26 protein-coding genes are annotated in these 22,813 nt (G+C 36.1%); 1 reads left to right on the top strand and 25 read right to left on the bottom strand.

The features are described from left to right. Window positions 1-203: 203 nt before the first annotated feature. The 25 genes from recN to AC4GZ8_RS08800 all read right to left on the bottom strand — a co-directional run bounded on the left by recN (window position 204) and on the right by AC4GZ8_RS08800 (window position 21,382). Entirely contained in the window at window positions 204-1,904 is a 1,701-nt protein-coding gene (recN, locus tag AC4GZ8_RS08920) for a DNA repair protein RecN (protein ID WP_491081499.1), read from the bottom strand. A 33-nt stretch (window positions 1,905-1,937) separates the two neighbouring features. Then, window positions 1,938-2,387 carry a transcriptional regulator AhrC/ArgR gene (ahrC, locus tag AC4GZ8_RS08915; RefSeq protein WP_026558860.1) on the bottom strand — a complete coding sequence of 150 codons (450 nt, stop codon included), beginning with the start codon at window positions 2,385-2,387 and terminating at the stop codon, window positions 1,938-1,940. 224 nt (window positions 2,388-2,611) lie between these two features. Then, window positions 2,612-3,463: a TlyA family RNA methyltransferase gene (locus AC4GZ8_RS08910; protein WP_491081498.1), complete on the bottom strand. Its 852-nt coding sequence runs from the start codon at window positions 3,461-3,463 to the stop codon at window positions 2,612-2,614. Further along, entirely contained in the window at window positions 3,463-5,361 is a 1,899-nt protein-coding gene (gene dxs, locus AC4GZ8_RS08905) for a 1-deoxy-D-xylulose-5-phosphate synthase (RefSeq protein ID WP_491081497.1), read from the bottom strand. The genes AC4GZ8_RS08910 and dxs overlap by 1 nt, the downstream gene beginning before the upstream one ends. 332 nt (window positions 5,362-5,693) lie before the next feature. Continuing rightward, entirely contained in the window at window positions 5,694-6,578 is an 885-nt protein-coding gene (locus tag AC4GZ8_RS08900; protein WP_491081496.1) for a polyprenyl synthetase family protein, read from the bottom strand. Further along, window positions 6,575-6,829, bottom strand: a complete 255-nt coding sequence (locus AC4GZ8_RS08895; RefSeq protein WP_491081495.1) for an exodeoxyribonuclease VII small subunit — start codon at window positions 6,827-6,829, stop codon at window positions 6,575-6,577. Before AC4GZ8_RS08895 ends, AC4GZ8_RS08900 begins: the two co-directional genes overlap by 4 nt. Further along, a complete protein-coding gene (xseA, locus tag AC4GZ8_RS08890; RefSeq protein ID WP_491081494.1) occupies window positions 6,822-8,174 on the bottom strand; it encodes an exodeoxyribonuclease VII large subunit in 1,353 nt (450 codons plus the stop codon). Before xseA ends, AC4GZ8_RS08895 begins: the two co-directional genes overlap by 8 nt. 100 nt (window positions 8,175-8,274) lie before the next feature. Beyond that, entirely contained in the window at window positions 8,275-9,132 is an 858-nt protein-coding gene (gene folD / locus AC4GZ8_RS08885; protein ID WP_491081493.1) for a bifunctional methylenetetrahydrofolate dehydrogenase/methenyltetrahydrofolate cyclohydrolase FolD, read from the bottom strand. 26 nt (window positions 9,133-9,158) lie between these two features. Continuing rightward, entirely contained in the window at window positions 9,159-9,551 is a 393-nt protein-coding gene (gene nusB, locus AC4GZ8_RS08880) for a transcription antitermination factor NusB (protein ID WP_491081492.1), read from the bottom strand. Window positions 9,552-9,830: 279 nt separating this feature from the next. Next, window positions 9,831-10,235, bottom strand: a complete 405-nt coding sequence (locus AC4GZ8_RS08875; protein ID WP_491081491.1) for an Asp23/Gls24 family envelope stress response protein — start codon at window positions 10,233-10,235, stop codon at window positions 9,831-9,833. Window positions 10,236-10,257: 22 nt separating this feature from the next. Next, window positions 10,258-11,610 (bottom strand): acetyl-CoA carboxylase biotin carboxylase subunit, encoded by a 1,353-nt coding sequence (accC, locus tag AC4GZ8_RS08870; RefSeq protein WP_491081490.1) that lies wholly within the window; start codon window positions 11,608-11,610, stop codon window positions 10,258-10,260. A 12-nt stretch (window positions 11,611-11,622) separates the two neighbouring features. After that, the gene (accB, locus tag AC4GZ8_RS08865; protein ID WP_491081489.1) at window positions 11,623-12,129 is read right to left on the bottom strand and encodes an acetyl-CoA carboxylase biotin carboxyl carrier protein; all 507 of its coding nucleotides are present in this window, start codon (window positions 12,127-12,129) and stop codon (window positions 11,623-11,625) included. A 356-nt stretch (window positions 12,130-12,485) separates the two neighbouring features. Continuing rightward, complete coding sequence (locus AC4GZ8_RS08860; protein ID WP_491081488.1) at window positions 12,486-13,169, bottom strand: SpoIIIAH-like family protein; 684 nt, start codon at window positions 13,167-13,169, stop codon at window positions 12,486-12,488. After that, entirely contained in the window at window positions 13,170-13,829 is a 660-nt protein-coding gene (gene spoIIIAG / locus AC4GZ8_RS08855; protein ID WP_491081487.1) for a stage III sporulation protein AG, read from the bottom strand. After that, window positions 13,819-14,472 (bottom strand): stage III sporulation protein AF, encoded by a 654-nt coding sequence (spoIIIAF, locus tag AC4GZ8_RS08850; protein ID WP_491081486.1) that lies wholly within the window; start codon window positions 14,470-14,472, stop codon window positions 13,819-13,821. The genes spoIIIAG and spoIIIAF overlap by 11 nt, the downstream gene beginning before the upstream one ends. 15 nt (window positions 14,473-14,487) lie before the next feature. After that, window positions 14,488-15,696: a stage III sporulation protein AE gene (spoIIIAE, locus tag AC4GZ8_RS08845; RefSeq protein ID WP_491081485.1), complete on the bottom strand. Its 1,209-nt coding sequence runs from the start codon at window positions 15,694-15,696 to the stop codon at window positions 14,488-14,490. Window positions 15,697-15,778: 82 nt separating this feature from the next. Next, a complete protein-coding gene (spoIIIAD, locus tag AC4GZ8_RS08840) occupies window positions 15,779-16,171 on the bottom strand; it encodes a stage III sporulation protein AD (RefSeq protein WP_491081585.1) in 393 nt (130 codons plus the stop codon). Between the two features lie 14 nt (window positions 16,172-16,185). Next, window positions 16,186-16,392 carry a stage III sporulation protein AC gene (gene spoIIIAC / locus AC4GZ8_RS08835; protein ID WP_026558844.1) on the bottom strand — a complete coding sequence of 69 codons (207 nt, stop codon included), beginning with the start codon at window positions 16,390-16,392 and terminating at the stop codon, window positions 16,186-16,188. 19 nt (window positions 16,393-16,411) lie between these two features. Continuing rightward, window positions 16,412-16,927, bottom strand: coding sequence for a stage III sporulation protein SpoIIIAB (gene spoIIIAB, locus AC4GZ8_RS08830; protein WP_491081484.1), 516 nt, complete (start codon window positions 16,925-16,927; stop codon window positions 16,412-16,414). Next, window positions 16,928-17,842, bottom strand: coding sequence for a stage III sporulation protein AA (spoIIIAA, locus tag AC4GZ8_RS08825; RefSeq protein WP_491081483.1), 915 nt, complete (start codon window positions 17,840-17,842; stop codon window positions 16,928-16,930). 119 nt (window positions 17,843-17,961) lie between these two features. Beyond that, a complete protein-coding gene (locus tag AC4GZ8_RS08820; protein ID WP_491081482.1) occupies window positions 17,962-18,243 on the bottom strand; it encodes a YqhV family protein in 282 nt (93 codons plus the stop codon). 244 nt (window positions 18,244-18,487) lie between these two features. Beyond that, window positions 18,488-19,045: an elongation factor P gene (gene efp / locus AC4GZ8_RS08815; RefSeq protein ID WP_491081481.1), complete on the bottom strand. Its 558-nt coding sequence runs from the start codon at window positions 19,043-19,045 to the stop codon at window positions 18,488-18,490. Between the two features lie 93 nt (window positions 19,046-19,138). Then, a complete protein-coding gene (locus AC4GZ8_RS08810; protein WP_491081480.1) occupies window positions 19,139-20,200 on the bottom strand; it encodes a M24 family metallopeptidase in 1,062 nt (353 codons plus the stop codon). Then, a complete protein-coding gene (gene aroQ, locus AC4GZ8_RS08805; RefSeq protein ID WP_491081479.1) occupies window positions 20,197-20,640 on the bottom strand; it encodes a type II 3-dehydroquinate dehydratase in 444 nt (147 codons plus the stop codon). The genes AC4GZ8_RS08810 and aroQ overlap by 4 nt, the downstream gene beginning before the upstream one ends. A gap of 232 nt (window positions 20,641-20,872) precedes the next feature. Then, window positions 20,873-21,382: a YqhR family membrane protein gene (locus AC4GZ8_RS08800; protein ID WP_491081478.1), complete on the bottom strand. Its 510-nt coding sequence runs from the start codon at window positions 21,380-21,382 to the stop codon at window positions 20,873-20,875. A 471-nt stretch (window positions 21,383-21,853) separates the two neighbouring features. On the opposite strand from AC4GZ8_RS08800, the gene AC4GZ8_RS08795 reads away from it, so the two are divergent. Further along, window positions 21,854-22,801 carry a DUF1385 domain-containing protein gene (locus AC4GZ8_RS08795; RefSeq protein WP_491081477.1) on the top strand — a complete coding sequence of 316 codons (948 nt, stop codon included), beginning with the start codon at window positions 21,854-21,856 and terminating at the stop codon, window positions 22,799-22,801. Window positions 22,802-22,813 lie beyond the last annotated feature (12 nt).

Here is a 22,813-nt window from a genome sequence, read left to right as displayed (position 1 = left end):
ACGAAAATCATTATGTATGTTTTTAAGTGGAAACTTTTATTTAAATTATATGTATTTTATTTTTATCCTAACCTCAAAAAAATAATTGTTCCCTTTCATTTGCATAGTTTTTTATTAAATAGGCAATTTTAAAAATTGATTGTGCAATCACAACATTTTTTTCAGATAGTAAAAAAACTACCATAAAAATGGTAGCTTTCCCTTTATTGTTTAGCCGTATGTGCAAGTGCAAGGAGCTCTTTTGCATGCTCTTTAGATAATTCAGTAACTTCAACTCCTGCAATCATTCGACCAATTTCTTTAATCTTTTCTTCATTATTTAATGGTTTTACACTTGTTTTTGTTCTTCCAGCTTTTATTTCCTTAGCAATATATAAATGGGTATCAGCCATTGCTGCAACTTGCGGCAAATGGGTAATACACAATACTTGTGAACCATTTGAGACTCGATATATTTTTTCTGCTATTGCCTGAGCCACTCGGCCGCTTACACCTGTATCCACTTCATCGAATATGATCGAGGTAATACCTTGATGTTGTGAAAAAATACTTTTCATTGCAAGCATAATTCTTGAGAGCTCGCCACCCGATGCTGTTTTATTTAGAGGCTTAAGCGGTTCTCCAGGATTAGTTGAAATATAAAATTCAATTTCATCAATACCTTGAGACGTGTATTTTAGTTCGTGTGTTGGTGTTCGTTTCTCTTCTATATTCACACTAAAGCTTGTTTTTTCCATATAAAGTTCTTTTAACTCTTTATGGATTTCAGCGATTAGAACCTTAGCATATTTCTTGCGAATATCAGAAATATTTTTAGCCTCTACAGATAAATCCTCTAAAACTGAATCAAGCTCTTTTTGCAGCTTTGATAAGTGACTATCTTTATTTTGAATCGTATCTATTTCTTCCTCGATTTTTGCAGAATAGGATAAAATTTCTTCAACTGTTTGTCCGTATTTACGTTTCAAATGATTTATTTCATTTAAACGGCTTTCTACAAAATTCAACCTTTCAGGATCAAATTCAAGAGAATCTAATTCATTCCTGACTTCATATGAGAGATCTTCCAACATATAGTACGCATTAGAAATAGTTTCAGATAATTCTTTTAGCTTTGTGTTTATACCACTTACATTTTCAAGATGACTCATCGCTAGACCAACCCAGTCTAATCCTCTTTGCTCTCCATGCAGTGCATTGTAACTATTGTTTAATGAGTCATAGATTTTTTCATAATTAGAAATTTGATGTTTTTCTTCTTGTAGAAGTTCGTCTTCTTTTGGTTGTAATTCAGCATTTTCAATTTCCTCTAGCTGAAATTTAAGCAAATCAAGACGATGTGCCATCTCTTGTTCATTTTCAGAAAGCTGTCTAATTTTTCTTTTCAATCCATCATAACGCTGATATAGCTCTGAATAAGCAACAAGTTCAGCTTTTATTTCTTTCCCGCCATATTGATCTAACAATGATATGTGATTTTCTTCATTCATTAGCTCTTGATTATCATGTTGACCATGGATATCAACTAATAATTGACCAACTTCTCTTAAAACTGCAATTGTCACTAACTTTCCATTAATTCGGCAAATACTTTTTCCAGAGGAACTCATATCTCTTCGAAGAATAATCATACCATCACTTACATCAATTCCGAATTCCTCACACCGCTCATATACAGGGTGCTTGTCCTCATCCAAAAGAAAAAGTGCTTCCAACTCTGCACGTTTTTCACCGTACCGTACAAATTCTGAGGAGCCTCGAGCTCCTGCTAATAAGTGAATTGCGTCTATAATAATTGATTTACCTGCACCTGTTTCACCTGTTAAAACTGTTAATCCTTTTTCAAAGGAAATGGTCAGAGACTCAATAATGGCAAAGTTTTTTATTGATAATTCCGCTAACAAACAGAATCCACCTCTTATTAATATTCTTTAAATTTAAAGCATATCTAAAAATCGTTGTGTAATGTTTTCCGTATCTAATGGTGTTCTACAAATTATAAGAATTGTATCATCACCACAAATTGTTCCTAATACTTCATCCCAATCAAGGTTATCAATTAATGCTCCAATTGCATTAGCATTTCCTGGTAATGTTTTCATAACAAGCATATGTCCTGCTGAATCGATCTTAACAAAAGCATCCATTAAAGCCCTTTTGAGTTTTTGTAGCGGATTAAATCGTTGATCTGCTGGTAAGCTATACTTATAACGACCATCTAACATTGGAACCTTCACTAAATGAAGCTCTTTAATATCACGAGAAACCGTAGCTTGTGTAACATTAAAACCCATTCCTTTTAATAAATCAACTAATTCGTCTTGTGTTTCAATATCATTATTCGTAATAATTTCACGTATTTTGATATGTCTCTGTCCTTTATTCACTTTAGGCACCCCTTTTTCATTGATGCAATCATTTCATCTCTGTATGTTTATACCCTTTATCTTATATTAAAACCCTCTAATTGTACAGGTTTATTCAAATACACAGATGAAAAGATGCATAAAACACACCCAAACTTTAGATAATGATATAAATGACAGAATTCTTTTTTTGTATGAATATACAGATAATTCATATAAAAAAAACAGGAAAATAGCATCTAGTGCTACTTCTCCTGTTTTTCAATTTGTTTCTTTTCTTTTAATATCAAATGTGCCTCGTCGACAATTTGTCTTTCCGTTTTATCAACAAAGTTCGTTCCTTTTTCTTGGCTACCTTCCCACCTCAAATGAAGGAGAAATTCTATATTTCCATCTCCTCCTGTAATAGGTGAGTACGAGAGATTATGAACATCGTAGCCTTCTTTTAGAACAAAAGCGAGCATTTCTTTTAAAACAAATTCATGAACAGAAGGATCACGGACAATCCCTTTTTTCCCAACGAACTCTTTCCCCGCTTCAAATTGAGGCTTGATTAAAGCAACTACATCACTTTTTGGACGAAGAATTGTTTTAAGAACCGGAAAAATTAATCGTAAAGAAATAAAGGAAACATCAATAGATGCAAATTCAGGCATTCCTTCTTGAAAGTCAGCCGGGGTGACATAACGAAAGTTTGTCCTTTCCATCACAATAACACGTTCATCCTGACGTAATTTCCAAGCTAGTTGATTATAACCAACGTCAAGAGCATATGAAAGTTTTGCGCCATTTTGTAGAGCACAATCAGTAAATCCTCCAGTTGAAGATCCGATATCAATCATAATTTTATCTTGAACATCAACATTAAACTCTTTTATCGCTTTTTCTAATTTTAACCCACCACGACTTACATATGGAAGAGTTTGTCCTTTGACTGTGAGGACCACATCTCGTGAAACTTTTTCACCCGGCTTATCAAGTCGTACTTCATTGCCGTATACAATGCCTGCCATAATGGCACGCTTAGCTTTTTCTCTTGTTTCAAATAACCCATTTTCAACTAGAAGAACATCTAGTCTTTCTTTTTTATTACTCATCATCGTAAGACTCTTTTCTCCTGTTCTGGTATCATGGTGACTAGTTGTTTGACAACCTCTTCTGTTGTCATCCCTATTTCTTCAAGTAATTTTGAAACACTTCCATGCTCAATAAATCGATCAGGAATACCCATGCGAGAGATAATCGATTGTCTATATTGATGCTCATGTGCGAATTCTAGAATGGCGCTTCCAAATCCTCCCTGCAATACCGCTTCTTCTATTGTTAAAATCGGAATTCTTTCTGCAAATATTTCATGGAGCATATTTTCATCTAAAGGTTTAATAAAACGAGCATTCACTACTCTTATTGACTTTCCTTGTTCTGCTAATTGCTCTGCAGCCTCCATTGCCATTTCAATTGTTGTTCCAAATGTAAGGATTACTGCATCACTTCCTTCTTTTAGCACTTCCCAGGTTCCAATTGGGATCACCTTAAGATCTTTATCCATTGCTACTCCCACACCATTTCCTCTAGCATAACGAAGGGCGATTGGTCCATCATTATATTTTAACGCTGTATTAACTAAATGCTGACCTTCATTTTCATCTTTTGCCATCATAATCACCATATTAGGCAAATGGCGTAAAAAGGCAATATCAAATACACCTTGATGGGTTTCTCCATCTGCACCAACTAGTCCAGCTCGATCTATCCCTATAAAAACATTTAAATTTTGACGACAAATATCATGAAGCACTTGGTCATAAGCTCTTTGAAGAAATGTAGAATAAATGGCTAAAAACGGCTTCATATTCTGGGTTGCTAATCCTGCAGCCATTGTTGTAGCATGCTGTTCAGCAATTCCAACATCAAACATTCGATCTGGAAATTCCTCTGCAAAAGCTTCAAGTTTAGAGCCAACAGGCATTGCAGGAGTAATCGCAACAATACGATTATCTTCCCGAGCCACTCTTTGAACTGTGTCGCTTACTAATTTACTCCAAGCAGGTCCTATAACCTTTGGTTTTACAAAGTCACCAGTTTCAATTTTGTAAGGACCCGTTCCATGCCAAGTACCGATTGTATCAGACTCAGCTGGTTGATAGCCCTTCCCTTTCTTTGTGATAACATGAAGTAAAACTGGACCAGATGTTTTTTTCGCATATTGAAGATTTTCGAACAAATCATCATAGTTATGTCCATCTACCGGCCCTAAATAAGTAAACCCAAGTTCCTCAAAAAAGACACCGGATACAAGCAAATATTTCAAACTATCTTTTACACGTTCAGCTGTTGAAGCGAGCTTTCCACCAACTGCAGGAATTCTCTTCAATAGATATTCCAGCTCATCTTTAACCCATTGGTACTTTCCAGCTGTTCTCAGTCTTCCGAGCACATTATGAAGAGCTCCAACATTTGGAGCAATCGACATTTCATTATCATTTAGAACAACGATAACATCCTTTTTTTCATGGCCAATGTGATTAAGAGCTTCAAGCGCCATCCCACCAGTTAATGCACCATCTCCAATAATTGGTATAATATGCTCTTTTGTCTTTTTAATATCTCTTGCAATCACCATTCCCATTGCAGCAGATAGTGAAGTAGAGCTATGACCTGTTTCCCATACATCATGTGGACTTTCATCGCGCTTTGGGAAACCAGACAACCCTTTATATTGTCGCAAAGTATCGAAGTCACCAGCTCGTCCTGTAAGGATCTTATGTACATAAGATTGATGACCTACATCCCAAATAAATTTATCCTTAGGACTGTTAAACACTTTGTGCAGTGCCACCGTTAATTCAACGACACCTAAATTAGGACCAATATGTCCACCTGTTTCAGATAAATTTTCTATAAGAAATTTACGAATTTCCGCACTTAGTTTTTCAAGATCATTATTAGATAATTTTTTCAAAAAATTTGGGTCTTTAATGGATAGAAGATCCAAATGGATCACTCACTTTCAATTCAGTTTGATTCTCTATTATATACATTAGTTCTATTATATTCTTATCTATATATTTTAACGTAAAAATCTTTAGGTTAAAACGTTTTTGGAAAACAATTGCTTATTGTATACATTTAGTAAGCAAAAAAAACTTACCATAAATAAGCTATAATTACAATGTTTTATGTATTATAATGCCAATTTACCGCGGACTAACCCTGGTTTTTTTGTGCTCTTGCTAAATGTTCTTCCTGGAATACAAACTAAAACAAGCCTTGAGTAAGACGGTAAAAAACCGTCTCCCATGGAAAACGGTTTTTGCTAAAAATAAATCAATGATCTCTTTTTGCAATTAAATCACATATTTGCTCCAATAACTGCGCTTTAGCAGTAAGATGCTGAAGCAGTTCCTTTGCTTGCATAATATGATCCTGTAGTTTATCCTTTGCGCCTTGCATTGATAGGATTGAAGGATAAGTTGTTTTTTCATTTAATGTATCTGATCCTACAGGCTTTCCAAGCTTATCTTGATTACCCTCAATATCTAAAATATCATCTCGGATTTGAAAAGCGATCCCAATATGATAAGAAAATTCCCTTAGTTTTTCAATATCTTCTTCCGGTGCGTCAGCTAATATTGCTCCTGCAAGGATGCTAAAACCTAATAGTTTGGCCGTTTTATTTTCATGGATGGACTGAAGTTCCTCAAGACTAAGCTCTTTCGCTTCCCCCTCCATATCTGCCACTTGTCCACCAACCATTCCTTCTACACCTGCTGATTTGACGAGTTCAGCTACTAATCTTAACTTTTTCTCTACAGAAACAGTCGGATCATTCACAATAAGAGAAAAACTCTGAGTTAATAAACCGTCTCCCGCTAAGACAGCAATCGCTTCTCCAAATACTTTATGATTGGTTGGCTTGCCTCTCCTAAGATCATCATCATCCATACAAGGCAAATCATCATGAACTAAAGAGTATGTATGAATCATTTCAATCGCACAGGCTGTCGCTAAACCTGTGTCTTCTGGTTTGTTATATGTATGAAGCAAAGCTAAAACAAGTACTGGCCGTAAGCGCTTCCCTCCTGCTTCCAGAGAATAGAGCATCGAATCCTTTAGTATTTGTGGAGTAGACAAATTCTTTATATATAGCGGAAGAGCTTCTTCTATTGTTTGTTTACGTGAGATTAAAAAATCGTTTACCGTCATATTCACGATTTTTCTTCCTCCTGAAGCTCAAACGGCTTTAATTCACCGTCTTCACGCAAAATATAATCCATTTGCTTTTCAACATGTTGCAGCTTATCATGACAAAGCTTTGATAGCTCCATTCCCTTTTGAAAATATTCAATTGCTTTTTCTAGGGGAACATCACCTTCTTCCAGCTTTCCAACGATTTCCTCTAGTTGTTGCATGGCATTTTCAAATGATACTTCTTCGTCTTTTGTTTGTTTTTCATTACTCATGAATCGTACGCTCCTCTATACCCTGAACTTCGCAATCAAGTTGTCCATCCTTTAATTGAACTTTTAGTACTTGACCTGGTTTAATTTGGTTTACACTTTTAATAAGCTTATCCTCTTGGTAGACAAGACTGTACCCGCGATCCATTATTTTTAATGGACTTAATGCATTTAGTTTATCAATAGTTGCCTGAAATTGCGAATGTTTATGCGTTATGATTGATACCATTTCTCGATTAAGCTTTTTTACTAAAGCCTCATATGCATCATTTGAGCGCCTTACCTGGTCCTTTGGATGAACTTTTTCCAGACGGCTCTTTATATATGTATAGGTTTCCTTTTTACAGAGGATTACTCTTTGCCCCTCTTTTTGCAATCGGTCCATCACATTGTCGAGCTGTTGTTCTTTTTGAAGGTAAAGCTGCTTAGGATATCGAAATGCATAGGAGGTTCTGTAATGATTAAGCTTTTCTTTTTGTGAACTTATTTTTTCAGTCATTGTTCTTGTTAATCGGCTTTTTCGTTCTAAGATTCGTTCCAACAAATCAGTTGAATGAGGAACAGCCATCTCAGCAGCACCTGTTGGGGTTGGAGCACGCAAATCGGCTACAAAATCGGCAATTGTAAAATCAGTCTCATGTCCAACTGCTGAAATGATCGGCACTTTTGAAGCAAATATCTCACGTGCAACAATTTCTTCATTAAATGCCCATAATTCCTCAATTGAACCACCACCACGACCAACTATTAACACATCAAGAGTCCCAAGCCGATTAGCTATTTTTATCGCTTCTGCTACAGAAGGTCCTGCTTGAACACCCTGTACAAGTGCAGGAATTAATATGACCTTTGCCATTGGGTAACGTCGATTAATGGTTGTTAATATGTCTCGGATCGCAGCACCTGTCGGGGAAGTAATAACACCTACTTCATTAGGATATCTTGGAATTGATTTTTTATATTTCTCATCAAATAGACCTTCCTGCTGAAGCTTTTTCTTTAATTCTTCATAAGCCAAATAAAGGCTGCCAATTCCATCTGGCTGCATTTCCTTCACGTATACTTGATATCCCCCGCTTTGCTCGTATACAGTGATTTCGCCACGTAAGAGTACCTTCATGCCATTTTCAGGTTTGAATTTTAACGTTTTATTCGCCCCAGCAAACATGACAGCTTGAATCCTTGCTTTTTCATCTTTTAGCGTAAAGTACATATGTCCCCGACTATGTAAATTAAAGTTGGAGATCTCTCCTTTAATCCATATATCTGTTAAATGGGGATCAACATCAAACTTGCGTTTTATATATTTTGTAAGGGCTGTAACCGTCACATACTTAGGTTCCGTCATTTTAACACCACCTTTTCAATCATGTTTGAGCGTAAAAAATTCAAGGACAGAATGCTAATCCTCATTCCGTCCCTGAAGCTTCCTTAATCGAAAGAGGCTTTTATTTACTTTCTAAAAACTTCTTTGCTGATTGTACAGTATTATGAGCTAGCATTGTGATTGTCATTGGCCCTACTCCGCCAGGAACTGGTGTTAAGTAGCTAGCTACATCCTTTACCTCATCAAATACAACATCACCAACTAATTTTCCCGTTTCAAGTCTATTCACACCAACATCAATAACAACAGCTCCAGGCTTGATTTGGTTCCCTTTAATAAAATTAGCTCGGCCAACAGCAGCAACTAAAATATCTGCTTCTAGTGTATAAGAAGTTAAATTCTCTGTTTTGGAATGACAATAAGTAACTGTGGCGTTTTCGTTTAACAATAATTGACCTACAGGCTTACCAACGATATTACTTCTTCCCACAACTACTACGTTTTTACCTGCGATCTCAACTCCAACTGATTTAATCATTTCAACAATACCTGCCGGAGTACACGGCAAAAATGTATCTTGTCCAGTCATCATTCGACCAATATTAATTGGGTGGAAGCCGTCCACATCTTTTTGAGGCGAAATTTTCTCTACAACAGCTGTTTCGTTAATATGTCCCGGTAATGGAAGTTGAACCAAAATTCCATGATATTCGTCATTGTTATTATAGTTCTCAATCACGTCAAGAAGCTCATTTTCACTTAGAGACTCTGGGAAATGCTCCAGCTTAAAACCAACACCAATTTCTTCAGCAGCCTTTTGCTTTCCTCGAATATATGAAACTGAAGCAGGGTTATCTCCTACTAAAATAACAACAAGCTTTGGTAGTAATCCCTTTGCTTTAATTTGTTCAACCTCAACTGCTAATTCACTTCTTTTTGTTTTCGATAATTCTTTACCATCAATGATTGTTGCAGCCATTCTTAATTCCTCCTCAAAAATCGTCTTTATCTTTCTAGATTTTGTTTAATTTTAGAAAGTACACCATTAACGAACTTACTAGAGTGGTCATCACCAAATGCTTTTGCTAATTCAACTGCTTCATCAATTGCTACATTAGCGGGAACATCTTCTGCAAATTTCAATTCATAAGCAGCCATTCGTAATATCGTTTTATCGATATTTGCTAAACGGTCAATTGTCCAGTTAACAAGATGTGGAGCAATAAGCTCATCCAACTCCTTTTCATGTTCTATTGTGCCGAATACAAGCTGATTCATAAATGCATCAGATCTTGCCTCATCTAATGCATGTTCAATTGCTTCATTTGGATCAGTTTGACTAACATTCACCTGAAACAGTGCCTGTAGTGCCTTTTCCCTTGCTGTTCTACGTTTCATTCTATACTTGCTCCTTTAATGTTTAAAAATGTCGAATGTCATAAAGTGATCATACCATATCTACCTAGTAGATTCATTCGTAATTTCATATGTTTTTTGTCATTTTCCGAATGAAAAGGCTTTTATATATTTAAACATTCGTTATTTGAATTTCATCTTCTATTTTCAATATAACCAGTGATATCTATACTATAACCCCATTTAAATAAATCCTATGTAACAAAAAAAGAAACCAAAGGCAAAACCCTTGGTTTTTCTTAAAATGAATTCCTTTTGTGTTTACATTTCTTGATCTACTTCAACATCCTGAGATTTTGTTTCAAACTGAACACCCACAACATGAATATTCACTTCGTTTACTTCTAATGCAGTCATATTCAATAATGCTTGACGGATATTATCTTGAATTTTTTGAGCTACAGTCGGAATAGAAACACCAAAGATCATGACACAATATACTTCAATAATGATGCCTTCGTCTGTTAAATCAACTTTTACACCCTTACCGTGGTTTTTCTTTCCTAAGCGTTCCACTACACCTGCAGCAAAATTTCCGCGCATTGACGCTACACCTTCGATTTCAGATGCCGCAATACCGGCAATGACTTCGATTACCTCAGGAGCAATTTCAACCTTACCTAATCCATTATTTTCAGGGTTCATCTCTAATACATTATCTTTCAAGAATCAGCACCTCCGTGTATTTTTATGATTCCATCACTTTATGCAGTTCTAAGAATTTCGTATTAAAATCTCCACTTACAAACTTTTCGTGATCAAGAAGTCTCAAATGGAATGGAATTGTGGTTGAGACACCTTCGATCACAAATTCACTTAATGCACGTTTCATTCGAGCTATCGCTTCTTCTCTTGTTGCACCATACGTAATAAGCTTTGCAATCATTGAGTCATAATACGGCGGAATTGAATACCCCGGATATACTGCTGAATCCACTCTAACACCCAAACCACCCGGCGGCAAGTACATCTCTATTTTACCAGGAGACGGCATAAAATTCTTTTCAGGATTTTCTGCATTTATACGACACTCAATTGACCAACCATTAAATGTAACTTCACTTTGTGTTACAGATAATTTCTCACCGGAAGCTACCTTAATTTGTTCTTTAATTAAGTCAATTCCCGTTACCATTTCAGTTACTGGATGTTCAACTTGAATACGTGTATTCATTTCCATGAAATAAAATTTCTTATTTACATGATCAAAAATAAATTCAACTGTACCTGCACCAGTATACTGAACAGCTTCAGCTGCTTTAACTGCTGCCTCTCCCATTTGGGTGCGAATGTTTTCATCAAGAGCAGGTGAAGGAGTTTCTTCAAGCAACTTTTGGAGTCTGCGTTGAATTGAGCAATCACGTTCACCTAAATGTATTGTATTGCCATGAGTGTCGGCTAGAACTTGAATTTCAACATGACGAAAGTCTTCAATGTATTTCTCAATATAAACACCCGGATTTCCAAATGCAGTTGCTGCTTCTTGTTGGGTAATTTCAATTCCTTTGATAAGTGCCTGCTCGTCTTGAGCAACACGGATTCCTTTACCCCCACCGCCAGCAGTTGCTTTAATTATAACAGGATATCCCATTTCATTCGCCAGTTTTTTTGCTTCGTCAATGCTTTCGATAATTCCTTTAGATCCTGGGACAATAGGAACTCCCGCTTGGCGCATCGTTTCCCTCGCAACATCTTTCGTTCCCATTTTTGAAATTGCATCAGCACTCGGACCAACGAAGGTAATATTACATTCTTTGCATAGCTCAGCAAAGTCGGCATTTTCTGCTAAAAAGCCGTAACCTGGATGAATGGCATCACTTTCCGTTAATTTTGCAACACTAATTATATTTGTAAAGTTTAAATAGCTATCTTTTGAAGCAGTTGGCCCAATACAGTAAGCTTCATCAGCTAATTGTACATGCAATGCCTCTCGATCTGCTTCTGAAAAGACAGCAACTGTTTCAATATCAAGCTCTTTACATGCTCGAATAATTCGAACAGCTATTTCTCCTCGATTAGCTATTAATAATTTCTTTATCATCATATTATCTCCTTACTCAGGCTTTACTAGGAATAGAGGCTGACCATACTCAACAAGTTGTCCATTTTCAACGAGTATTTCAACAATCTCACCCTTAACTTCTGCCTCGATCTCATTAAAGAGTTTCATCGCTTCTACAATACAAACAACTGTATCATTTGTGACTTTAGAGCCAACTTCAACATAATTTCCTGCTTCAGGTGATGAAGCAGCATAAAATGTTCCAACCATTGGTGAAGTAATTTTATGTAGATTTGCTGTGTCTGCTTTTGGCTCTTCGGCTTTTGGTGCAGCAACTTCAGGTGTTGATGGCTGAGCAGGTGCAACTTGCTGTACTTGCGGCTGAGCCTGTACAGTTTCAACTGGTGGAGCAGCTACAACATTACGTACAACTGTTTCAACCTCATTTGATTGTTTTCTCATTTTTATTTTTGAGCCATCTTGTTCAAATGTAAATTCGTTAATAGATGAATGATCGATTAATTTAATGATTTCTCTGATTTCTTGTATTTTTAGCATGCTTAGGCACCCCTTTAATTCATCTGATCATTTAAAAACTCATGATCTTTTATTTTATAGTCTAGTACTAAAACTTAGTCCCATACATAATACCATCTTACGATACATACGAGAAGAAATTCAACAATAATTCTACCCATTTATATTCAATTATACAGAAGTAGCGGGAATTTTTTCTTATCAAGGGTTTCTAAAACATATTTTTTAAATAATATGGATAATACTGGGAAAGTTTTGTTTGTCACCAAATTAGCCTTTCGAAAGCTTTATTTTTCATAACTTTTCAAGTTTATACTATCAAGGAGCACAAGAAAAGGATCAATCCTTTTTTCGGATTGATCCTTTTGATCTTCGTATTATTGAGCAGGCTCAAATGTTACAATAACATCTTCCATATTTTCCATTTCATCTCTTACAAGTGTCATGATTTGGTTAGCAGATGAAGCATTATGTTCTTTTGCTTTTACAGTTATCTTCACATTATTCCCATCTGCACGAACAAGTGCATCTTCAAACCCTTTTGATTTAATCAGCGTTTCTAATAGCATCTCTTTTCTAGCTGCATCATTTAATGCTTCCATTTCGTCATAAGCATCACTCTTCTCAGTCGCAGAAGCATCATTACTAGCAACAATAGCTTGCAGCTGCTCTTTTAACTCATTACGTTGATCATCTAATTGCATACGTAGCTCAGTAAATAACTCGTCACTGGAAACACTAGAGATAACTGTTCCATCTTCTAACTCTTCTGTTTGTACTTCTCCTTCTTCACTAGCTTTTGTTCCTTCTGACTCTTCGGCATTTTCAGCACTTTCGCTTTCAGAACTTTCACCTTTAACACTTTCGCCTTCAGCGCTTTCTTCCTCTGTTGCCTGTTCTTTACCTTCTTCAGTTGTTGCCTTTTCACTCACTTCTTGATCCTCACCTGTCATAACAATATCACTTGTTCCACCTTCTGGTGAAGTTACATAGTACACGGATAATACCACCACTAAACTTAACATTGTTAATAACCAAACAGTTTGCTTTTTCAACATCATCTATTCATCCTCCTTCATTTTTTTCGAAGCTACAGCTACTCGATGGCTTGGTACTCCTAACACTCTAGTAACTGAATCTACAATTGTTTTCTTTATGTGAATGTTGTCAGCACCCCCAGCAACGACTAAAACCCCACGAATCTCCGGCTTTTTAGTTTGGACTACGATGGGTGTTTCTTTTTCGCCATCTTGGATAATGACAACTTGTTCATCTTTTGAAAGATCCTCTACTTCTCGTTTACCACCTTCACGGTCTGTCTCTGTTGTTGTTTGACTTTGTGTAACCGTATTCTTTTCGACAATCTTTTGTGAGGTAGAATCCACATTAACTACAACATGTACCTCACCTACACCAGATATCGTTTCTAGTACTTCTTTTAATTGGTTTTCATATTCATCTTCATAATCAGAGATGGAGTCAGTCGTTTCACCTTTGGTTTGCTTAAATACCGCTGTTTCTTCATTTGAAGCTGTATTAGCCGTTGTCGTAATTGCATTTTGTGATTGTTCAGGACTGTCAGTAAACAGATTGCTTACTAGCATAAAAGCAACGCCTAGTACAAATACAAGAATAAAATAATGATACTTTGATGGTTTCTTAGAGTTTGACTGACCGAGAATCGACTTAAGCTTATCTAAAAAGCTTTCTTTATTGCTCATCTAGTGACTCCTCCCCCCTTTCCAAATCTAATGTGATCTTTTCTTCTTCAACTTCCCAAATTTTTGCTAACGATTTTACAATTTGTTCTGAAGGAATTTCATCTGCTTTTTCATCTTTTGTCACATCTTTTGTTGTATCAATAGTGACTGGTTCAACGACCTCCACTGTTCCATCCCCAACTGCTTCTGTTGCATTATTTCGTTTTAAGACTACCTGAATATGCTGCAAATCCTTTTGAGAGGTAATGTCTCCTACGTTTTCTGATTCGGAAAGAAGGATTGTTTCAATCATCACATCATAGTTTTGCACCAGCTCCTCTTCTGCCATCGTTTTCATTTGGACAGCCATCTGTTTTAAAATATATGCACGCTGTGAGGCTTGTATTTCTTTTTTCTGAAATTCTATTAAATTTTTTCCGTTTTTATCGTCTGAAGCTGTTTGGATCTGGAATTCCGATAGTATTTCATTCATATCTGAAGAAAAAATTTTAAAAATTGGATTAATAATCACGATGATTAATAGCAAACTAATGACCATTTTTGCATATTTTTGCATGGAGGAATTTGGAAGCAATAGGTCGATGATTACAGCTAGCAGTATAAATACAATAATATTTGTAATCCATTCTGTGAGAAACGACACTTTTATTCCCTCCCTTTATCTCATCATGATTGTCAAATTACTAGCTGCTATAATAACCGTTAAACTTAAGAAAAACATTAATGACACAATAGCCAATGCAGCAAAAATATAAATAACGCTTTTACTAATAATGTCTAAACATGTAATGACAGGTCCTCCGCCAAGCGGTTGTAAAATTGCGGCAGCAAACTTATAAATCAATGCAAGAGATAAAACTTTTATCGCAGGGAAAGCAACAATAAATAACAAAACCGCTACACCAAGTACTCCTACCGTGTTTTTCAATAAAATGGATGCACTTATCACAGTGTCAGTAGCATCCGTGAACATTCTCCCTAATACAGGTATGAAATTTCCTGTAATAAATTTAGCCGTTCGAATTGTTATTCCGTCTGTTACCGCAGCTGAAGCTCCTTGGACAGATATAACACCTAGAAAAATAGTCAGGAATGAAGCTAATAAACCAATACTAATATTCCTTAACAAGCTAGCAAGCTGTGTTACTTTGTATTGATCAGTTAATGTACTTACGATATTCAATAAAGCAGACAAAAAAAGTAGCGGCAAAACCACATTTTGAATTAATAGCCCGCTAGTATTCATTAGAAAGATAATGACAGGATGAAAAAATGCCGCAGAGGCTAGTCCACCCGAAGAAGCCATTAATGCTAATAGAAGCGGAATTAATGCTAATATAAAATTCGTCATGGCATGTATCGCTTCATTTGTGTATTCAATAGCAACGTGGAAACTATTTAATGCGATAATAATCAATACCATATAAACCAACGCATAAGCCACTTTACTTACAGCACTTTGATTAAAAGCATTTTGTAATAATTGCAAAAGCATACTAAAAATCGTTAATAAAATAAGTGTGCCTAGCAATTTACCATTAGCTATTAATTCATGAAACATAAATTTCAAAAAAGCCTTAATCCATTCCTGAAAGGAAAGTTCCTTTTCACCATTTAAGAATTGGAGAAGACTACCTTTTTGACTCTCGGGTAAAAACCCCCCATATTTGGTCATTACCTCATCCCAATAGGTTTTGATGTCAGTTATATCAAGTTTTTCAACCTGTTCATTAACAAATCTCTCTGCGTTTATATCTAATTCAGGGTCTGATTCTTCCGTTTGCTGTGGTGTCGTGGAAGCTTGTACATTTATTGGAACTGCTAGAAAGATAGAAACAAAGAATAAAAAAATAAGTATTGGCCGCATTCACACACCTCCAGCTAAATAAAGCTTCGCTCCCTATTTATTCATGTTATTTCATATTCCAAGATGAGATTGACTTTCCTTGCTACGTTCCCGGTATCATCCCTAAAACCGTTTCTATAATAACGGTTAAGATTGGAATGGCCATTGTAAGAATTAGAATTTTTCCTCCTAATTCAATTTTTGAAGCAATGGCTCCCTGTCCAGCATCTTTCGTAATTTGTGCTCCAAACTCAGCAATATAAGCAATCCCAATTATTTTTAGTATCGTTTCAACATAAATTAAATTTACATTTGCATTTAAAGCAATCCGTTCAATCATTCGAACAATTTCATATACCTGATCGATTAAAAAAAGAAAAATCACACAGCCGACAAAAACAACAAGCATAAACGCAAAAGTAGGCTTTTGCTCCTTTACAATCAGGGCAAGAAAGGTTGCGATTAGTCCTAGTCCAACAATTTGGATGATTTCGATGAAAAACGCCCCCCTTACCCTTGAAAAAGAAAGACTGATTTAATCTTTTTGAATAAATCATCAACAATTGATGCCACCATAAACAATATATATATGAAGCCAATTAATGTGACCCATTGTGCATACTCCTTCTTGCCCATTTGATCTAAAATTGTGTGAAGGAATGCAACGACGATTCCTATCCCGGCAATTTGAAAAATGGTGTTAATATCTACGCCCATTGCGACAACTCCCTTTCACCTACATCAATAAAATAACTAATAATAATCCTGCTAAGACTCCTAAACTTTTTACCATGCGCTCATATCGGTTTTGACGATCAATTGCATCTGCTTCCTCTCTTTCTAAATGGGTAAGAGCTAGCCTTATATGCTTTTGTTGTGAAACACGATCATGTTGACCTAATGTTTCACCAAATTGCTTTAAAACTTCAAATTCTCCTTGTTTAAAAGCCGTAAAGCGCCATATTTCTTTCAGAGTTTCCTCCCATGCACCTTTTACGCTTGTATGTCCTTTTACAAGCTTTATAGCAAACTGTTCAAAAAACCAAGATAATGGTTTCGGAACCTGCTTTGATATATTCTGAGAAGCTACAATGAGCGAAGTATGTCCATACATGATCTCTGCCTCTAAAGATTGCAGGGCGACTTTAAGTTGTCGAAGCTGTCTTGTTCGTTGACTTAAATGCTTTGCTACTTCAAAGCCAGCCCAGGTTGTGGCAATAATAATAAGGAATGCACCCATCCATTTGATCATTTACGATACACTTCCTTCTTTTAAGTGTTGACCATGATGATTAAGGATTTGTTGAACTGTTCCAGGTCCGTCTCTTCTTGATAATTCAAGATATCTGTCAAAAACATTTGCTTCCACTAACGCTTTTAGGCTAGGTCGATTCAGTAGTTCCTTTGCATTATAACCATGTACAGAGACAAACAACTGAACACCTGCATGCACAGCTTCTAAGACGGCTTCCGCATCTTCGGCAGTACCAATTTCATCAACTACAAGAACATCAGGACTCATTGATCTAATCATCATCATCATTCCCTCTGCCTTTGGACATGCATCTAGAACATCCACTCTATCCCCAAGCTGATGCTGAGGAACTCCTTTTACACACCCTGCAATTTCAGATCTCTCATCCACAATACCGACTTTTTTTGAATCAATATGTCGATAACCGCTGCTGATTAATCGAGCAAAATCTCGTAACAGGGTCGTTTTTCCAGTTTGCGGCGGACCGATAATAAGTGTATTTAACCACTTTTGTTCAAACACATATGATACATAGGGTTCCGCGATTCCTAGCTTCTCTCTGGCAATTCGAATATTAAAAGATGTAACATCACGTATCGCCTTGACTCGTCCATTTTCCGTAATCACTCGCCCAGATAAACCGACACGGTGACCCCCACGAACCGTGATATAGCCCTTTTTCAATTCGTCCTCTAATGTATAGATTGAATAATGGCTTAGTTCGTTTAATAGATTGATTGAGTCTTCATATGTTGTAATAGATGAGATAAAAATAGGGCGCCCAGCAATGATGACCTCAACCTTCTTCATGACACGAATACGAATTTCTTCTATTCGGGACAAACTTGCCGGATGAATCTTCAAGATTTCTTTTCTAATGGATTCCGGAAGCATTTCTAGTAATTCCTTCATACCGCTTCCTCCTATTAACCGTTTCGTTACTTTAATCTATGCATGCTTGACCACAATCATGACATAAAAGCCTTGAGTTTTTGTTGAAAGAACATTATGGATTCACACCGATAGCCACATTATTTGTAAATTCCGAACAAAATAAAGAAAACCCCTAACCCAATAAATAATAGTTTTGCGTAAGATAGTTGATCAGCAATATGGAAAATGCCAATTGTCATCGTCACAATAAAAATAACTGGGCCAACTATAGCCAACAACGAATTTATTGTTACCGCTTTTTTTACATCATTAAAAAGTAACATTAAAATAGCAGCAGTTAATTCTATTCCTGCTGATAAAAATCGAAGCCCCGCCATAGCGAGTACAGTTGAATCAATATGTGAAATTAAACGTTTCATGTTGTCCTCCTAAAAGCATCAGTTTGTACACCATATGCTAGTAGCAGGAGTTTTAGAAAGGTAAAGTGAACAAAATGCAGTATTCTTCAAAAAGACGAGAGAAGTTATGCGGATTTCGTTTGAGAAGAAAGTTTTGCGAGGAGATGAGTAAAGAGTATTTCCAACTAACATGTTGAAAGCCTTCTTTTATCTTATGCGATCAAAAAAAAGAGATGCTGACTAGAGCAGCACCTCTTTAAAATCATTATGCACGTGACACGTAAGTACCTTCAGCTGTGTTAATAATTAAACGATCGCCTTGGTTAATGAAGAAAGGTACTTGAACAGTTAAGCCTGTTTCTAATGTAGCTGGTTTAGAACCACCTGAAGCAGTATCACCTTTAATACCTGGTTCAGTGTCTGTTACTTCTAGCTCAACAGTGTTTGGTAGCTCGACACCCAGAGTTTCACTGCCGAACATGACAATTTGAACTTCCATATTTTCTTTAAGGAATTTTAATTCGTATTCTATTTGAGCTGATGATAATTCAATTTGGTCATACGTTTCTGTATCCATGAACGCATGTTGATCGCCATTTGCATATAGGTATTGCATTCTGCGAGTTTCGATTTGTGCTTTTGCTACTTTTTCTCCAGCACGGAATGTTTTCTCTTGAACTGCTCCTGTACGAAGATTACGTAATTTTGAACGAACAAACGCTGCACCTTTTCCAGGTTTTACGTGTTGGAAATCCATTACACGCCAAATGCCGTTGTCCACCTCAATTGTTAATCCTGTACGAAAATCATTTACTGAAATCATGAAATAGTCCTCCTAGTAGATAAATAAATAAGGAAATCTCGAGTAGTTCTACTCAAAACCTCATTCTTATATGTAAAGAACATGTCTTCCCTATTATAAAATAATAAGATCTTTTGTCGAATGAGTTAATGACTCATTTCCGTTAGCTGTAATTACAGTGTCATCCTCAATTCTTACTCCGCCAAGACCTGCTATATAAATACCCGGTTCAACAGTAACAACCATCCCTGGTTCTAAAATTGTATCCGATTTAAAAGATAAAGCTGGTCCTTCATGCACTTCCATACCCAGACCGTGTCCCGTCGAATGACCAAAATACTCACCATAGCCCTGTTCTTTTATGTAATCACGAGTCAAAGCGTCTGCTTGTTTACCCGTTATGCCTGGCTTGATCCCATTCATTCCGCGCAATTGTGCTTCAAGTACTACAGAATAAATGTTTTTCAGTTCATCACTTGGTTCACCGACTGAAAACGTTCTTGTTATATCGGAACAGTATCCTTTGTAGTATGCACCAAAATCAAGTGTAACAAAATCACCTTTTTCAATTTCTTTTTCACTTGCAACACCGTGCGGCAATGCTGAACGATAGCCTGATGCAACAATGATATCAAAAGATGAAGAAACAGCTCCGTTTTTTCTCATAAAAAATTCCAGCTCATTTGCTACCTCGATTTCCTTTAATCCCGGTTTAATAAAGTCAAGAATATGCTTATACGCAGCATCTGCAATCTCGGCCGCTTCCTTTAATATCTTAATCTCTGCCGGTGACTTTATCAAGCGTAACTTTTCTACTGCTCCTGAGACAGGAAGAAACTCAATATTTTTCAAAGCATTTTTATAAGCTGTAAAAGCTTGATATGTAACATGGTCCTGCTCAAATCCTAATTTCTTTATACCTAGCTTTTCAACTTGATTTGCAACTTCTTCAATAATAGGGCCAGTATGTTGAACAATTTCAAACCCTTCTATTTCCTTTGCAGCTTGCTCTGTATAACGAAAATCGGTAATAAATACTGCTTTTTCCTCTGAAATAACCGCTACTCCAGCTGTACCAGTAAAGCCTGTCATATATCTTCTATTGTAACTACTAGTTATTAAAAGGCCTTCAATTGATAACTCTTTAAAACGGTTGCGAATGTTTTCTAATTTCATGCTTTCATTCCCCCTAATCGGTCTTTTAATGCAAGAATAGCTAATTCATAACCTTTAAATCCTAAACCAATAATTTGACCTGCTGTAACAGGAGCCGTAACAGAAGTATGGCGAAATTCCTCTCGTGCGTGAACATTTGAAATATGTACTTCGATAACTGGAATAGAAATACTTGCAATAGCATCTCGAATGGCATAACTATAATGGGTAAAGGCTCCAGGATTGATCACAATACCATCGTATTGTTCATCTGCTTCGTGAATAGCGTCTATTAAATCACCTTCATGATTTGATTGAAAGCATGTCACTTCACAGTTGAACTTTTCACCAAACGTTAGAAGATCTTTTTCAAGATCTATTAATGTATTTGATCCATAAATCCCCGGTTCACGTACTCCTAATCGATTTAAATTTGGCCCATTTATCACTAACACTTTCATAAATGATTTTTACACCTCTTTTCCTAACAAGGATCTACCATCTAAATGTGATTCACATATACGGTAAGTTCATGTTTACCTATATTAGAAAAACTTAGCTTGTCTCCTTGTCCTAATGGCGAAAGCCTTAGTTTTTCTTATACTATCATCCATTAAGTTTTATACTTTCTGATAATATAAAAAAAGAATGTTCATCACATGAACATTCTACCATATCAGGATGTTGTTTTCCTTAGCTTTCTAGATCAGTATTAAATTCTTTATAGTCAAATGAAATGGAGTATCCGATAAACACACCATACAATATATATAGACATAATGTCGTTACGATCGTTCCCCTTGTTAATTCGAAGACTGTTTCTACATTTGGAAAAATTGGATTTAAGACAAAAAATACCAGTAACCACAGTGCTCCTCCATAAACAATTCCAAGCCACATTCCATCGAATCGCCTTAGGATTGCGTAATAAACAAGCGCAGCCCCTATCGAGATTAATCCGATAATAATAATACTAATAATATTTCCAATTACTCCTTGTTTCCAATCCCCTAATGCAAAAGGCTGTAAAATAAGGTTAGGACTTATTTCTGTAAAGTTTAAAATATAAGCTAGATAAGCCAATGTACTCCAAAAAACCCCGCCAATAAATCCTGTGACAATCGACTTTCCCATTACAGACATATGTTCTTCTTTTTTATTCTGCTCTAGTTCTGGATCCTTTTTCTTTTCTTTATCCGCCATTTTCCAACACCTCCATTCTTACTATGTCCAATTTTTTCGTATGCATGTTTCTTTAGCTTAAGGTCTTTTTTAATATGGTTGTTTATTTCCGCTCTAATCGACTAAAAATCATAGAATTAACAAAGCAATGTTAACCAGTACCTGTAAATTAGCAGCAACATATTTCAGATAATTTTCATCCTTATGATGTCTAGTTAAAAAAAGCATGGATATAATGTGATTATAGGAATAATTTCCATCCATTTGTTTACACTATAAGTTAGAAAAAGGAAGAATCATGATCATTTGACCAAGATTACCAACCAAATGAACAGCTAAAATGGAATTTGTTAAAATGTTAGCTCTTATATTGTTCATTTCTAAACATCACTCTAGAGGTTTCATTCTAAATTCTGTATTATATAGTTAATAGCTAAACTCTGATGAAACATTGTTTACGTTCATAATAAGAATTAGATAGGTTGGTGTCACATGGCAAATGAAAAAAAACCTGCATACGGTGGGCAAGCTGTTATCGAAGGCGTAATGTTTGGTGGAAAACACCATTACGTAACGGCCATTCGTCGAACTGATAATTCAATTGATTATTTCCATTTACCAAGGAAAAATCAGCAAGTATTAACATCCCTAAAAAAGATTCCATTTCTACGGGGGATTGTCGCAATCATTGAGGCAAGTGCAAACGGTTCTAAGCACTTAAATTTTGCCACTGAACGATTTGAAGTTGATCCAGCAGATGACGAGCAAGTAATTGAAGAACAGAAGAAAAATAATTCAAAATTATCAATGTGGCTTGGCATTGCAGCAGTAGGCGTTCTTTCCTTTTTCTTCGGTAAGGTTATCTTTACGCTTTTGCCTGTTTTCTTAGCAGAATTCTTCCGTCCCCTTATCCCTTCAGATTTCGGGCAAATTCTCATAGAAGGCGCTTTCAAACTTGTGTTGCTTTTAGCATATATATATGCTATATCATTTACACCTTTAATAAGACGTGTGTTTCAATATCACGGGGCAGAGCATAAAGTAATTAACACATACGAAAACAATCTAGAATTAACAGTTGAAAATGTTCAAAGTCAATCACGTTTGCATTACAGATGTGGTAGCAGCTTTATTCTCTTCACTGTCATTGTTGGTGTCTTTGTTTACACCCTTGTTCCAACAGATCCTTTATGGTTACGAATCGTAAATCGCTTGGCATTGATACCTGTTGTACTCGGAATATCCTTTGAAGTATTACAGCTTACAAATAAGGTTCGAGATATCCCTGTTTTACGATACTTAGGGTACCCAGGTCTGTGGTTACAGCTTTTAACAACAAAAGAACCTACAAACGACCAAGTTGAAGTAGCAATCGCCAGCTTTAATGAACTTCTTCGGATGGAAAAAGAGACGCAGACATCCTCAGAGCAAATTGTGTAATTTGAACATATT

It is taken from the genome of Metabacillus sp. RB-C-LZQ-3-1 (assembly GCF_058315175.1).
The sequence above is the reverse complement of the archived record's forward strand: the minus strand, read 5'-3'. Positions and strand labels throughout refer to the sequence as shown.